The following is a 13,584-nucleotide window of genomic DNA, read 5'->3' on the forward strand; positions in this document are numbered from 1 at the left end:
ATAAGCTCTATAGTTAGTAAATTAGAAAATATAGACATCGTAGCATTTTGTGACGTTTCTAAAAACGCACTTCAATCGATTAAAAAATACGCGACGAAAGAAGCAAAATTTTACGAAAATTACCACGATCTTTTGAATGATAAGAAAATCGATGGGGTTATTATCGCTACTCCTTTGTACTTGCACTATAAAATGTGTATAGATGCATTAGATGCAAAAAAACATATTTATGTAGAGAAAACTATGACCTATAGCATTCCAGAAGCTATAGATTTGGTGAAGAGAGTCAGTTCTACAAACCTGGTTTTACAAGTAGGGCATCAGTACCGCTATTTCCAAATGTATTATAAAATAAAGGAAATTATCGATCAGGGATGGTTAGGTAAGATTACACATTTCGAGAGCCAATATAACAGAAACTCGGATTGGAGAAGACCTTTGAAACCAGGAGAAGATGATAGAGTAGTTAATTGGAGAATGTACAAAGAATATTCAGGAGGAGTTCTTGCTGAATTGTGTGCCCATCAGATTGACATTGTAAACTGGATGCTTAATGGTCATCCTAAAAAGGTAATCGGTTTAGGGGATATAAACTATTGGGAAGATGGGAGAGAAACTTACGACAATGTTCGTACAATATATGAGTACGACAATCGTGTGAAGTCTAGTGTGACCTCTGTTCTGTCTAATCAATACAATAGCTATGCTATGAGGATAATGGGATCTAAGGCAACCATAGATATTAGAAGAGAAAGAGCATTTATTTATCCCGAGCCAACAACTAAAACTTTGGGAGTAGTAGATGGCGTAACAGGAGCTACAGTGGAAAGCCTGAAACCAGGAGAGGGCAAGGAAATTACCTATAAAAGTGTGGACGGTTTAAATTTAGACCCTACAGCTTATTCCGTGATGGCTTTTGCTGATTGTATCAAGAATAATAAAAAGCCGATTTCTAATGTAGAAACCGGTAAAGATACCGCTATTGCAGTTCATATGGGAAATAATGCGGTAGAAACGGGTTTAATGCAACATTGGGATGCAAATAAGTATGATATTTAATAGACTGCCGGGAAATGGACACTTAAGTGTCTGATCAGGTATTCGAATAGTATCCATCATCATTCATATAATTCTGATTAATCAGAATAACCATTTAGTAAAAACCAAAAGCAATCGCTATGAGTATAGACAAATTGAACAGGCGTAAATTTTTAAGAACAGCAACAATTGCAAGTGCTGCCGCTGCCGTACCAAATTTGATTTCCAGTAATCTTTATGCAAATCAAACTAAAGGAAAGCGTGTAGGTATCATTGGTCTTGATACGTCGCATTCTGTGGCGTTCACCAAAGAATTAAACTCTGGTAAGAGTGAATATCTGGGATATCGAGTGGTAGCCGCTTATCCGCAGGGGAGTAAAGATATAAAAACAAGTGTGGATAGAATTCCAGGCTTTACCGAAGAGGTGAAAAAGCATGGAGTGGAAATTGTTAATTCTATAGAGGATCTTTTAAAGAAGGTAGATGTTGTACTTTTAGAAACTAATGATGGACGAGTTCACTTAGAACAAGCCCTACCGGTTTTTAAAGCTAAAAAGAGAGTTTTTATAGATAAACCAATAGCAGCCTCATATGCAGATGCAAAAAAAATCTTTGAAGCATCAAAAAAATATAATACACCTGTTTTTTCGTCTTCTTCTTTAAGATATATAGAAGGAATGAAAGAAATTAAGGAAGGAAGCATAGGAAAGGTGATTGGAGCAGATACTTATAGTCCTGCCTCGCTAGAGTCTACTCATCCGGATTTTTTCTGGTACGGAATACATGGTATAGAGATGTTGTTTGCAGTAATGGGTACAGGATGTAAAAGCGTAACACGTATTTCTACAGCAGGTAGTGATGTAGCTGTTGGTGAATGGGGAGATGGTAGAATAGGCACATTCAGAGGAATAAGAGATGGTAAAAAAGATTTTGGTGGAACTGTTGTTGGTGAAAAATCGGTAACTAAGTTCGGTAAATTCTTAGGGTATAATCCGCTGCTTTCAGAAATTATAAAATTCTTCGAAACAGGAGTGGCTCCTTTTGATCCACAGGAGACTTTGGAAATCTGTGCGTTTATGGAAGCTGCAGACGAAAGTAAGAAGAATGGAGGAAAACCAGTTTTAATCAGTTCAATTGTAAACAAATAAGATAATTATGAGCAATTTTAATGAAAATACAAGAAGGAAATTTATAAAAAATGCAGTAACCGGTGCAGCAGCAATAGGTGTAGGAGGTATTTTACCGGGTTTCAGCGCAAAAAGTTATGCGAATATATTAGGTGCCAACGACAAAGTTCGTGTAGCTTCTATGGGAGTTAACGCGAGAGGGCTAGCTTTAGCAACAAATTTTGCCGGACAAAGTAATTGTGAAATTATATATGTGTGTGATGTAGATTCGAGAGCTGCGGATAAATGTATTTCAAAAGTTTCTGAAATTCAGGGAAGAAAACCAAAAGCTGAAGGCGATTTTAGAAAGGCACTGGAAGATAAAAACCTGGATGCGTTGGTAGTAGCCACTCCTGACCACTGGCATGCACCGGCCGCAATTTTAGCATCAAAAGCAGGTAAGCATGTTTATCTGGAAAAACCATGTGGACATAATCCTAATGAAGGCGAATTACTGATTAAAGCGGTTGATAAGTATAAAAACATTATACAAATGGGAAATCAGCGCAGGTCTTGGCCAAATGTAGTGGCGGGTATTAAAGAACTGCATTCAGGAGTAATCGGACGTCCATATTTTGCAAAAACATGGTATACAAATAGCAGAAAATCAATCGGAATAGGAAAGAAAGTAGAAGTGCCTTCCTGGTTAAATTTTGATTTATGGCAAGGACCTGCTCCAAGAAGAGATTTCAAAGATAATTTAGTTCATTATAATTGGCATTGGTTCTGGCATTGGGGAACAGGGGAAGCTCTTAATAATGGAACCCACATGGTAGATATAGCTCGTTGGGGGCTTCAGGTAGACTATCCTACAAAAGTTAGTTCTAATGGTGGAAGATTTCATTATAAAGACGATTGGGAAACACCAGATACTCAGGTTATTAATATGGACTTCGCAGATAAATGTGCCATTACCTGGGAAGGAAGAAGTTGTAATGGAAGGCCAATTGAAGGGGCTAGTGTAGGTGTCATATTTTATGCCGAAAACGGGTCGTTACAAATAGAAGGTGATAATGGTTATAAGATTTATGATCTTAAGGGAAAGCTGATAAAACAGGTTAAAAACGAAACAACAGTAGATGCCAGAAGTTTAACTAACCCTTCACAGGCTTTAGACGCTATTCATATCCAAAACTTCTTTGATGCAATAAAAAAAGGTGGAAAATTGAATGCAGATATTGTTAGTGGACATAAAAGTACTTTACTTGTTCAATTAGGGAACATCGCTCAGAGAGTAGGGGATACATTAGATATTGATCCTAAAAATGGTAGAATCCTGAACAGTGCCGCTGCTAAGAAATTATGGAGTAGAGAATATCAAAAAGGTTGGGAACCTACAGTTTAATATATAGCCGATAAAAAATGAGCGACAAAAAAATAACATCAGATCAGCTAACCAAAAGGGACACCACCATTTCCATATTGCTGATAGGGCTGGTGTTTTTCATTATAGGATTTGTATCGTGGATAAATGCCATTCTGATACCTTTCTTCAAGATAGCCTGTGAACTGACTAATTTTCAGTCTTATCTTGTGGCATTTGCTTTTTACATCTCCTATTTGGTGATGTCGGTACCATCTTCATATCTTTTGAAAGCAGTAGGCTTTAAGAAAGGAATGATGACAGCATTCTTTGTGATGTCTGTAGGTGCAGCATTGTTTGTTCCGGCAGCTTGGTTTAGAACTTATGAAATATTCCTGTTGGGATTATTTACTTTAGGTTCCGGTCTGGCAATTTTACAGACAGCTTCTAATCCATATATTACTGTATTGGGCCCACAAGAAAGTGCGGCACAGCGGATCAGTATCATGGGGATTTGTAATAAATTTGCAGGTATCCTTGCACCGTTGCTATTCGCAGCAGCTGTTCTAAAGGCAAGCGATGCTGAACTGTTTAAACAGATTCCATTGATGGGTGAAGCAGAAAGAGCAACGGCTCTGGACGAACTTATAAGACGGGTAATGCTGCCTTATGCTGTCGTATCAATGGTGCTTATCGGTTTGGGGCTGTTTATTAAATATTCTCCTCTTCCGGAAATAGACACCGAAAATGAAAGTGAAGAACTGGCAGAAGCTAATTCAGGCAAAACCAGTATTTTTCAGTTTCCACATTTGATATTGGGTGCAGTAGCCATTTTTATACACGTAGGAACCCAGATACTGGCAATAGATACAGTTATTGGTTATGCGGGATCGATGGGGATCAATCTGATAGAAGCTAAAGTATTTCCATCTTACACATTAGCACTTACAATAACTGGATATTTGATAGGTATCATTACTATACCGCGTTTTATTAGCCAGGTAAATGCTTTAAGGTTTTGTACCATATTAGGTGCATCATTGAGTCTGCTGATAGTTCTAGCGAGTGGGAATATTACCCTTTTCGGTCATACAGCAGATGTTTCTATTTGGTTTGTAGTGATGCTGGGCCTGGCAAATTCGTTGGTATGGGCAGGAATATGGCCAGTGGCACTGGACGGTTTGGGACGTTTTACCAAACTAGGTTCTTCCATCATGATCATGGGACTGTGTGGTAATGCAATTATGCCTTTGGTATATGGACATTTTGCAGACCAATATGGGCTGAGAGAAGCTTATTGGGTATTGTTCCCTTGTTATTTATATTTAGCGTATTATGCTATATATGGATTTAAAATAAGGAGATGGACTCCGTAACAATTTTTTAAATAGGTTTGGGGGATTTCTGTTTGTTTGAAAATGAGATGTTCGCATCTCATTTTCTATTACGTCTTCATTTTAAACAGTATTAAAAGTGAGTGATAAGTAATTTATTTCGTTACTTCTATTCCCATTCAAATAAAACTTATAATTATGCTAAAAACAAAAAAATACTTTTATTCCCTGCTATTCCTGCTTAGCATAAAGGTAGCATCCGGACAATCGGCAAATTCGGAACAAGATCAAACGGTAAATATTTTAAAAGATATTCGTTATGCAGAGAAAACAGATTCTAGCCGTAACGATGTTTCTTCAGACAGATTGTTAGATTTATACTTACCAGCTAAGTTATCTAAATCGGAAAAATTACCCGTCTATATGTTTATCCATGGAGGAGGTTTCTCGGGAGGAGATAAAAGTCAAACTGCTGTGTTTTGCAATAAATTAGCTTCGAAAGGCATTGCCGTTGTTTCTATAAACTATCTGCTTTATTTGAAATTGAATAAGGTAAAAGGAGCAAGTTGCAGTGCAAATATGGCTAAAGGACTACCGGCATCAGGGAAATTTCATCCAAGTCTACATCATGCCATAGAAATTGCAGGGGCAGATGCAAATTTAGCGTTAAAATGGATTAAAGATAATGCTTCGAAATACAATTTCAACTTGAAAAAAGTGACCATCTCAGGAGGATCTGCAGGTGCAATGACAGCACTTTATACTGGTTTATGTAAGAAGTCGGAAGGTCCCGAGATAGCAGCTGTGGTTAACTTATGGGGTGGTTTGGAAAATAATGATCAAATTATTAATCCTAAAATACCGGTTCTGACATTTCATGGAGATAAAGATGCGTTGATTTCTGTAGACTATGCAAACTCTTTGCATCAGTTTTTAGAAAAGAAAGGTAATAAATCTTCAAAATTGATAATTATGGAAGGGATAGGACATGCAGCCTACACTTATATTACCAATAATAAAGTAGAAGAAATTCTGAATTTTCTGGAAAAGACTTATAAAAAATAAAACGTGGACATTTGAATATATTTGATTTTAAATGAAATAACATTTATATTCGTTAACGTACACAATTTCTCTTGTTTTAAGAACCAACATAAACTTAAGATGAAAAAGAACAATTTGATAATAAATGGTTTAACAATAATGGTATTTGCTATGTTTGGCTGTTCAAATCCGAATCAAAAAAAGGAAGAAGTAAGGTTAATAACATTAAATCCAGGACATTTTCATGCAGCTTTGGTACAAAAATCCATGTATGAAGGAGTTAGTCCGGAAGTTTATGTATATGCACCGGAAGGAGATGAATTAGATGCGCATTTAAGGCTTATTGAAAAATATAATACAAGTGAAGAGGAACCCACAAGCTGGAAAGAAAATGTATATAAAGGAGCAGATTTTCTGCAAAAGATGCTATCAGAAAAAAAAGGAAATCTTGTTGTATTAGCTGGAAACAATAAAGAGAAAACCAATTATATAGCACAATCTGTTCAGGCTGGTTTTAATGTTTTAGCTGATAAACCAATGGCAATTGATGCTAAAGGATTCGATTTGTTAAAAAGTGCCTTTGAAGATGCTAAGAAGAAGAACGTTTTATTGTATGATATCATGACCGAAAGGTATGAGATAACCAATACGTTACAAAAAGAATTATTTATGATGAGCGATGTTTTTGGAGAACTCGAAAAAGGCTCAAAAGATAACCCCGCTATTATAAAAGAAAGTGTTCACCACTTTTTTAAAAATGTTTCGGGAGCACCGTTAATCAGACCTGCTTGGTACTATGATGTAGACCAATTAGGTAATGGTTTAGTAGATGTAACCACACATTTGGTAGACCTTATACAATGGACATGTTTTCCAGAACAAGTATTGTCTTATCAGAAAGACATTAAAATGAATGAAGCAAAACGTTGGGCGACATTGATAACACCTTCTCAATTTAAAAAGTCTACCAATAAAGATTCTTATCCTGAGTTTTTAAAGAAAGATGTTAAAGACAGTATTCTGAGTGTCTATTCTAATGGTGAAATGAATTATACTATTAAAGGAGTTTCAGCTAAGGTTTCGGTAATCTGGAACTACCAGGCTCCTGAAGGTACCGGAGATACACATTTTTCAGAAATTAGAGGCACAAAAGCTAGCTTGAAGATTAAACAGGGAAAAGAACAAGGTTTCAAGCCTGTTTTATATATAGAACCAAAGCAGAAAGACAACATGGATTATAAAAAATCTTTATTTGATGGATTTGTGAAATTAGCGAAGAAATACCCTGGTGTTGAATTGAAAGAAACTTCAAATGGCTATGAAGTAATTATACCTGAAAGCTATAAATTAGGTCACGAAGCACATTTCGCAGAAGTTACAAAAAAATTCTTATCTTATTTAAAGGATGGAAAATTGCCAGAATGGGAAGTGCCTAATATGATTGCTAAATATTACACTACAACTTCAGCATTAGAGTTAGCAAAGACTACAGAGAACTAATATCATTATGATAGTTTTTAGAAGTAATTTGTTAATATTATTCATATAATTGCCAGGGCAAACAGCTAGTTTTATTAATTGAACCAATTAAGTTTTTGAAATTTAAATCATGAAAAAATACGTTTTTCTAATTTTCTTTTTATTGTTTGGTCTTACCGTATTTGCTCAGACCAACAAAGAAGTAGGAAACGTAAGTGGTTCAGTAAAGGATGAAGCTACTGGTGAAGTTATAGATTTTGCTGGTGTTAGCATTTACAAAATAGAAAGTGAAAATGCTGTCAAAAATTTCATGACAGATATAGAAGGGAAATTTAGTTTTAATGATTTACCGTACGGTACATATAAAATCAAAGCTTCTTTCATGGGTTATCAGGCCAAGACGATCGAAGAAATTGTTATAAATGCGGATAATTCAGATGCTAAAGTTGATATTAAATTAACCCCCAACACGGCTACAGTATTAGAAGAAGTTGTTGTAAAAGCATCAAAACCTGTGGTGGAATTTGGTGCAGATACTATTACTTTCAATGTAGACCAAAGTGTCTATGCAGAAGGAAGTACCGCTACTGATTTACTCCGTACTGTTCCAATGGTAACTGTAGACCCGGATGGAAAGCCAACTATTGCCGGAAAAGTAAATACCCGTGTATTTATAGACGGGAAGCCATCTGATTATACGTCCGAAACTTTAATAGATCTGTTAACTGTATTACCGTCTGAGGCTATACAGAAAATAGAAGTTATCACTAATCCCGAAGCCAGATACTCTGCTGACGGAGATGGTATTATAAATATCGTATTGAAGAAAGGATACAGTTTAGGTTTAAGTAGCGGATTATCTTATACAATGGGAACGCTGGGTAATTATAATGGGACCGGCTATGCTGCTTTCAGCAATAAGAAAATTACGGTTAATGGTAGTTATAGCTTTAGGCATAATCCTTCTATAAGTGGTTCGGATTTGAACAGAACCAATTACAATGCTGCCTCTAATGTTTCCTCGTATATGAACCAGAATAGTTATGCGAGGAATGAAAATAATAGTCATAATGCCAGGGCATCAATAAATTGGGATATAACACCTTTGCAAAACTTAAGAAGTTCGATAAACTTAAATACCAGCGATGGTTTAGGTAACTCTTCGTTAGATGACTATCGTCTTAATGCATCGCAGGTTCAAACCCAATTTATTGACCAGGGAATTTTAACTAATAGCTCTGCGAATTCTTTAACATTCAATGCAGATTATACACTTAGATTTAAAAGAAAAAAAGGTCAGAGCTTGTCTGCAGGGCTAACATTTTTTAATAACGGGTCTTTCAGAGATCGCGACCTTACCAGAGAATATTTCAGAAGCAATGGCACAAAATCTAATGAGAACAGTCAGTATAGATCTAATGACATCAATACAAACCGTTTCGAATTAAATGTTGACTATACAAGAAATTTAACAAAATTTGCTACACTTTCTCTGGGATCTCAGCTGACGTTAGGGAATAATATAAATGATCAATATGTTACAGGATTTGATTTTGCGAATAATATAGATACATTATCCAGATTGACAAATGAATTTGGTTATCGGGAAAATGTTTACGCTTTTTACGGTAGCTATAGAGTAAGAACAAAATCCAGATGGACATTTAGAACTGGTGTAAGATCTGAAATTACAGATATAAATTTTACTCAAACAGCGGTGTCGTCAGTAGACCCCAGACCTTATCATAATCTTTTCCCTAATATTTCTATTAATAAATCTTATAAGAAAAAATACAATTTTGGATTGAGTTATAGTATGCGGATAGCCAGGCCACGAGAATATGCTCTGAATCCCTTAATAGATGATACTAACCAGTCTAATGTTAGCTTTGGAAATCCGGGTTTAAAACCATCTTATACTCATCAGTTTCAGTTAAGTTTTGGAACTGCCGGTACCAAATGGTCGTTCACCCCACGTTTAAATTATACTACTACAGATAAAATTATAGAAAGGTTCAGAATTTCTACTGATAGTGTAACTTACGAAAATCTGGGAAGTAACCAGGCATTAACATTAAGCTTATTTGGTAATTACAGGCTTGGAAAAATGATTACGCTAACCGGTGGCTATACTGTAAGCAGACGATCTTATCAGTCCAAGTCGGCTTTACAAAAGCCATCAAGTGGTTACAGCCAGCGCGGAAATATGACTGTTTTTGGTCAGCTACCTTACTCGGTAACTTTAGAAGGCCAATTAAATTACTATACAAATGCATTAGCACAGGGTAAGAATTCAGCTTCTCTTACCACTAACTTTGGATTCAGAAAAACATTCTTCCGCAATAAGTTAAGCGCCAGGTTTGCAGTTTCCGACCCATTCGCAGATCGAAATTTCTTTGAGTCTTCAGATGTATTAACCAATACTGGTGGAAGGTATTATCAGGAAAGAAACGTTCTTTCAAAAACTAAAAATTATACCTTTACCGTAGGCTATAGATTCATGAATAATAAAAAGCAGAAAGCTAAAGAAGATGTTAAAAAAGTATTGACCAATGAGGTTAGTCCTGCTACTAAATAGTTTACTAAGTTTATTAGTCGTTAGTTGAAATAGTTCATTGGCGTACGCATGTTGTTTTAGTCTACACTATGCCTAACTTTAAACTTTCGCTTCTTTAGTTTCAAATCTAACTAATAACTTTGCCTTTTATACTTCAATGGTGTCTTTCCTGTTATCAGCTTAAAATGTCTGTTAAAGTTTGAAAGATTCATGAAACCGCTTTCAAAAGAAATAACACCAATATTAAGATCAGTCTCTTTTAATAATTTGCATGCATGACTTACTCGCACTTCCAGTAAAAATTGCGAATAACGCTTTTTTGTTCTAGACTTAAAATAACGGCAAAAGGCGTTAGGAGCAAGGTGTATAACATCTGCTATTTCTTTTAAAGTTATTTCTCTATGGAAGTTATTAAGAGTATAATGGTAAATCCGGTTGAGTCGGTTTTCATCCTGTTTATTTAAAAAAAGTTTTAAGGTATGTCCAGATATAGATTGATATTCTCCATTCTCAGCAAGAATATTTAAAATTTCCAATAAGCTGATCAAACGTTGAGTTTTTTTCTTAAAACTAATGGACTTCAATATAGCAATTACGCTCTCTTTAGTACTCCCTGAAATATTCAGGCCTAAATTTGATTTTTCCAGCAAGTGAATTATTTCTTTATTTTCCGGTAATTGGAGAAACGATTCAAGAATGTCACGTGTAAAGTGAATGGTAGTAGTCTCTGTAATTTGCATATTTTCAAAGGAGGTCTCTTCGTCACTTCTGAGCATATGCGGAACGTTGGATCCAATGAGAATAAGATCATTCTTTTTAATATTTATAATCCCGTCGCCAATTAAAGCCGTTCCGTTTCCATCAACAATATATACAAGTTCAATTTCCGGATGATAATGCCATTGGTTATAAAATTTTTTAGAAATATCTGTTTTGATACTAAAGGATTGGTCTACCGGAAGAGGTATCTTCTCTAAAAATGCTTTCATTATTAAAATAACATAATTATTGCAATTATACGTTAAAATAGGTTAAGATAGTATTATAATATGTTACTATTGTTGTTTTTAAGCAAAAGATTTAATTAGACCTTAGTAATCAACTTATAAGACTTAGATGAGAGAGCAACAATACTTATTGAAATTGGATGAAGTCGATATCAACGATATTGCAATTGCTGGCGGGAAAAATGCATCGCTCGGAGAGATGATGAAGAACCTAAGTTCATTAGGAATTAGAATTCCAGATGGTTTTATTGTTACTGTTAATGGTTACATTAATTTTTTGGAGTATAATGGTTTAGATAAATTTATTGCCAATACTTTAGAAGATGTCGATTCGGATGATTTAGGTGTTTTAAAGAAAACCAGTATTGCCATTAGAAATAAAATTGAAGGAGGAAGCTTTCCTTATGTTTTAAAAAAGCAAATTCAGGAGCAATATGAGGCTTTATCCAGAAATTACGGTGTGGATAATGCCGATGTTGCTGTACGTTCATCTGCTACGGCGGAAGATTTGCCCAATGCTTCTTTTGCAGGTCAGCAAGATACCTTTTTAAATGTTTCCGGTGTTGATGATATTTTGAAAGCAATAAGATCTTGTTTTGCTTCTTTATATACAGAAAGAGCTATAAGTTACAGAAAAAGTTTTGGTTTTGACAAAGAGCAAATTAAACTATCTGTTTGCATTCAGAAAATGGTTAGATCTGATATAGGAGCTTCGGGTGTTGCTTTTTCATTAGATACAGAAAGTGGTTTTAAAGATGTAGTTGTCATAAACGGAACTCTCGGGCTGGGAGAGATGCTTGTGCAGGGAGCGGTCTCACCAGATGAATTTTTAGTATTTAAAACCACTCTGGAGAAAGGTTTTAATGCCATAATTGAAAAGAAAATTGGTAATAAAGACCAAAAAATGGTTTATAGCAAGACTCCGGGAAAAAAAGTGAAAGTCGTAAAAACAACATCTAAAGAAGCTAAATCGAATTGTTTATCAGAAAAAAAAGTTATTCAGTTAGCCAAATGGGTAGTAGAAATAGAGAAATATTACTCAAATGTAAGAAAATATTGGTGTCCAATGGATGTAGAATGGGCATTGGATGGGGAAAGCGGCGAGCTTTTTATTGTACAAGCAAGACCGGAAACTATTCATTCCAGGAAGCAGACGAATAAGGTTGTTTCTTATACAATAGCGAAAAGTGAGAAGAAAGAGCCTGTATTAAACGGAATTGCTGTTGGAGATAAAGTTGGAACAGGAAGAGTTGTCGTTGTTAACTCTATTCATGATGATATTAGTAAATTAAATTTTAATCGGGGAGATGTATTGTTGGCCGAAATGACAGATCCTGATTGGGAACCTTTAATGAAACAAGCATCTGCAATTATTACAGAAAAAGGCGGAAGGACTTGTCATGCAGCAATTGTAGCCAGAGAGCTGGGGGTACCTGCGGTAGTTGGTTGTAATCAGGCGAGAGATATTCTTAAAGAAAACGATGAAGTTACCGTTTCGTGTGCAGAAGGCGATATAGGAGTGATTTATAAAGGTATTCTACAGGTAGAAAAATCGGAAATAGATTTAGATAGTCTATCTAAAACTATTACACCAGTAATGCTTAATATTGCTTCTCCGGATGTTGCTTTCCAATACGCTACTCTGCCTCATCAAGGTATCGGTCTGGCAAGATTAGAATTTATTATCAATAACTATATTAAGATTCATCCCTTAGCGTTATTGAACAAAAATTCATTACAGGATGAACAGTTGAAGCAGGAGATCGAATCGCTTATTGTAAATTATAAAAGTCCCGAATCTTATTTCGTAGATAAACTTTCTTATGGAATAGCGAAAATTGCAGCTTCTTCGTATCCTAAGAAAGTGATAGTAAGGTTTTCCGATTTTAAAAGCAATGAATATGCGAATCTGGCCGGAGGAAAATATTTCGAACCGAAAGAAGAAAATCCAATGATAGGATGGAGGGGCGCATCACGATATTATTCTGAAGTTTATAAAGAAGCATTTGGTTTGGAATGTAAAGCAATAAAAAATGTTAGGGATAAATTGGGTTTAGATAATGTAATTGTGATGATTCCGTTCTGCCGCACTGTAGAGGAGCTAAAAAAAGTATATGCAGTAATGCTCAAAAATGGATTGAAGAGAAAGGAAAATAATCTTCAGGTTTATCTAATGGCAGAGTTACCTTCTAATTTTATTATGGCAGAAGAATTTGCCGAGTATGTAGACGGATTCTCTATCGGTTCTAATGATTTAACACAATTGGTTTTGGGGCTGGATAGAGATTCCTCTCAGGTTGCACATTTATACGATGAGAGAAATTATGCTATAAAAAAAATGATCAGAATGCTTTTGGATGCTACCGAAGACAAAGATGTAAAAATAGGAATATGCGGTCAGGCACCTTCCGATTTTCCCGACTTCGCGCAGTTTTTGGTTAAAGAAGGTATAGATAGTATCTCTGTTACTCCAGACTCATTTGCCAAAACCGTAACAGCAATAGAGAAAATCGAAAAGAAATACAAGAAAAAGCCTTTTACGGTAGTACAAAATATGTCAGCGTTCAGACTTCGGTAATTCTAATCAATTAATTTTTATGCGGGCCTTTGGGAGTTATTTCCAAAGGTTTTTTTATGCTAATTTTTGTGAGACAGA

The 13,584-nt window shown here is 35.4% G+C and carries 9 protein-coding genes; 8 read left to right on the plus strand and 1 reads right to left on the minus strand.

What is annotated here, in order from left to right; genetic code table 11:
* The 7 genes from ABWO41_RS08520 to ABWO41_RS08550 form a co-directional block, all read left to right on the plus strand.
* Positions 1-1,059, plus strand: a 1,059-nt coding sequence (locus ABWO41_RS08520) for a Gfo/Idh/MocA family protein (protein ID WP_353136427.1), incomplete at its 5' end; no start/stop codon positions are given.
* A gap of 119 nt (positions 1,060-1,178) precedes the next feature.
* The gene (locus tag ABWO41_RS08525; RefSeq protein WP_353136430.1) at positions 1,179-2,186 is read left to right on the plus strand and encodes a Gfo/Idh/MocA family protein; all 1,008 of its coding nucleotides are present in this window, start codon (positions 1,179-1,181) and stop codon (positions 2,184-2,186) included.
* A 7-nt stretch (positions 2,187-2,193) separates the two neighbouring features.
* Positions 2,194-3,549: a Gfo/Idh/MocA family protein gene (locus ABWO41_RS08530; protein WP_353136433.1), complete on the plus strand. Its 1,356-nt coding sequence runs from the start codon at positions 2,194-2,196 to the stop codon at positions 3,547-3,549.
* Between the two features lie 17 nt (positions 3,550-3,566).
* Entirely contained in the window at positions 3,567-4,883 is a 1,317-nt protein-coding gene (locus tag ABWO41_RS08535) for a sugar MFS transporter (protein WP_353136436.1), read from the plus strand.
* A gap of 156 nt (positions 4,884-5,039) precedes the next feature.
* On the plus strand, positions 5,040-5,906 hold the full coding sequence (locus tag ABWO41_RS08540; protein WP_353136439.1) for an alpha/beta hydrolase: 867 nt from the start codon (positions 5,040-5,042) through the stop codon (positions 5,904-5,906).
* A 99-nt stretch (positions 5,907-6,005) separates the two neighbouring features.
* Positions 6,006-7,385, plus strand: a complete 1,380-nt coding sequence (locus ABWO41_RS08545) for a putative oxidoreductase C-terminal domain-containing protein (RefSeq protein ID WP_353136442.1) — start codon at positions 6,006-6,008, stop codon at positions 7,383-7,385.
* Between the two features lie 109 nt (positions 7,386-7,494).
* On the plus strand, positions 7,495-9,942 hold the full coding sequence (locus tag ABWO41_RS08550; RefSeq protein ID WP_353136445.1) for a TonB-dependent receptor: 2,448 nt from the start codon (positions 7,495-7,497) through the stop codon (positions 9,940-9,942).
* 110 nt (positions 9,943-10,052) lie between these two features.
* On the opposite strand, the gene ABWO41_RS08555 is transcribed toward ABWO41_RS08550, so the two are convergent.
* Positions 10,053-10,910 (minus strand): AraC family transcriptional regulator, encoded by an 858-nt coding sequence (locus ABWO41_RS08555; RefSeq protein ID WP_353136448.1) that lies wholly within the window; start codon positions 10,908-10,910, stop codon positions 10,053-10,055.
* A gap of 127 nt (positions 10,911-11,037) precedes the next feature.
* Between ABWO41_RS08555 and ppsA the strand changes: the two genes are divergently transcribed.
* Positions 11,038-13,506, plus strand: a complete 2,469-nt coding sequence (gene ppsA, locus ABWO41_RS08560) for a phosphoenolpyruvate synthase (RefSeq protein WP_353136451.1) — start codon at positions 11,038-11,040, stop codon at positions 13,504-13,506.
* The last annotated feature ends 78 nt before the right edge of the window (positions 13,507-13,584 follow it).

The organism is Pseudopedobacter sp. (assembly GCF_040392825.1).
GTDB lineage: Bacteria > Bacteroidota > Bacteroidia > Sphingobacteriales > Sphingobacteriaceae > Pseudopedobacter.